The sequence below is a fragment of the Bacteroides sp. An279 genome (assembly GCF_002159615.1).
Classification (GTDB): Bacteria; Bacteroidota; Bacteroidia; order Bacteroidales; family Bacteroidaceae; genus Phocaeicola; species Phocaeicola intestinalis.
This window is the reverse complement of the sequence record NZ_NFJA01000182.1, coordinates 1-2,176: the sequence shown is the minus strand read 5'-3', so window position 1 is coordinate 2,176 and position 2,176 is coordinate 1. Positions and strand designations below refer to the sequence as shown.

At 45.5% G+C, this 2,176-nt stretch carries 2 protein-coding genes; both read left to right on the top strand.

What is annotated here, in order from left to right:
* Window positions 1–241 precede the first annotated feature (241 nt).
* Window positions 242–838: an FKBP-type peptidyl-prolyl cis-trans isomerase gene (locus B5F78_RS16420; protein ID WP_022040108.1), complete on the top strand. Its 597-nt coding sequence runs from the start codon at window positions 242–244 to the stop codon at window positions 836–838.
* Window positions 839–1,223: 385 nt separating this feature from the next.
* Window positions 1,224–2,060: an ATPase gene (locus B5F78_RS16415; protein ID WP_087407248.1), complete on the top strand. Its 837-nt coding sequence runs from the start codon at window positions 1,224–1,226 to the stop codon at window positions 2,058–2,060.
* The last annotated feature ends 116 nt before the right edge of the window (window positions 2,061–2,176 follow it).

The following is a 2,176-nucleotide window of genomic DNA, read 5'->3' as shown; positions in this document are numbered from 1 at the left end:
ACGAAGAACAGGAGCGGAAAGGACCAAAAAATCGCCCAAAGCACACACGAAAACGGATACATCAAGCCAAGAAAAACTTTTTGGAGAAATTCAAAACAGCTTCTTAGAGTTTCTGAATCAGAATTTCATCACAATCTTCATAGAAGGTTGCAGCGATGCCATTGAGAAATTCAGAACGGTTTCTCTGTATCTCACTTTTTTGTATTATCTTTGTGCCGCAATAAATATATTTATATTAGACATGGAAAATAAATACATCACTGTATCATACCGCCTTTACGCAATGAACGGCGGAGAAAAAGAACTTATCGAAGAAGCACCTGCCGCACATCCGTTCCAGTTTATTTCTGGAATCGGATATACGCTTGACCGTTTCGAAAAAGAAATCACTGCCTTGGAAAAGGGGGCCGACTTCAGTTTCACCATCCCTTGTGCCGAAGCATACGGCGAGCGTGATGAGGACAATGTGCGCCAGGTATCGAAGGCGATGTTCTGCGATCCCGATGGGAATTTTGATAGCGAGAATATTTATCCGGGCAATATCATCATGCTGAACGACAACGAAGGGCATCGCTTCTATGCCAACGTGGGCGAAATTACCGATGATAAGGTAGTAATCGACTTGAACCATCCTCACGCCGGTAAAGACCTGATGTTCGAGGGTAAGATTATTGAGATGCGTCCTGCCACGAATAAAGAAATCGAAGAAATCGTGAACGCCATGAGCGGAGGATGCGGAGGACATTGCGAAGGTTGTGGCGGAGGATGCGGTGAAGAAGGGCATCATCACCACGATGAAGATGGGTGTTGTGGAGGCGGATGCGGACATTGTCATTAATAGTTTTTGAGTTTCACCACAAATTAGAAGCTGTTTTGAATTTATCGTGCGATGATTTGGGATGAGTTTTTGAGGCATTTTCGCTTTTGTGATGAGGAAGATAGCGGGCTATCTGACGAAGAACAGTAGCGAAAAAGACCAAAAAATCGCCCAAAGCACACACGAAAACGTATACATCAAGACAAGAAAAACTTTTTGGAGAAATTCAAAACAGCTTCTTAATTTGTCATGCTGGACGAAGTGAAGCATCCCGGATGCATACACATGATGTCCACGAGATTCTTTGCCGATGCTCAGCATGACAAAAGGAGAAAATGAAAATCTGTGAGTGCCTGTGTGCTGACAAACTCAAAAAACTTAAAAACTCAAAAACTTAAAAACTCAAATGATTCTGATAGCCGACAGTGGAGCAACGAAGACTGACTGGTGTTATGATACCATCGGTGGGACTTACATGCAAGTGCAGACCGAAGGTATCAATCCGTTCCATCAGTCTGCTGAATATATCCGCCATATTCTCGAAGACCAGTTGGTACCCCGATGCACAGTACCTGCAGATATATGTACGGGTATTTTCTTCTATGGTGCCGGATGTCTGCCATCCGTATCGGCTCCTGTCACCGAAGCGCTGCAAGACCTTTTCCCTAAGGCGCACATTGAGGTAGAAACGGATTTGTTGGGAGCTGCACGCGCTTTGTGTCAACACCGTCCGGGCATTGCTTGTATTTTGGGTACCGGCTCTAATTCGTGCTTGTACGATGGAGAGCGTATCACCCAAAATATTTCCCCTTTAGGTTATATTCTGGGCGATGAAGGAAGCGGGGCTTACTTGGGCAAGCATTTTGTAGCAGATTGCCTTAAGAGCCAACTTCCCCTGAAGCTTCGCGATGCCTTGTTGGACACGTTGCGCCTCGACCCGCAAGGTATCATTGAACGCGTGTATCGTCATCCTCAGGCCAACCGCTTTCTGGCAAGTCTTGCACCGTTTATCCATGCGCACAAAAACGACCCGGAGGTGCATACTTTCCTACTTCAACATTTCGGAGAGTTCTTCCGGCGTAACGTTCTGCTTTACTCCAGACGCCTGCCTGTTTCGTTTGTAGGCTCTATAGCCTGGCATTTCCGTGCTGAGATAGAGGAAGCAGCTGCCTGTTGCGGCTTGTGCACCGGCACATTTCTACAAAACCCTATCAAAAAGTTGGTGGAATATCATTCCTCCTGAGAAACTGTTTTTAGAAGCTGTTTTGAATTTATCGTGCGATGATTTGGGATGAGTTTTTGAGGCATTTTCGCTTCTGTGATGAGGAAGATAGCGGGCTATCTGACGAAGAACAGGAG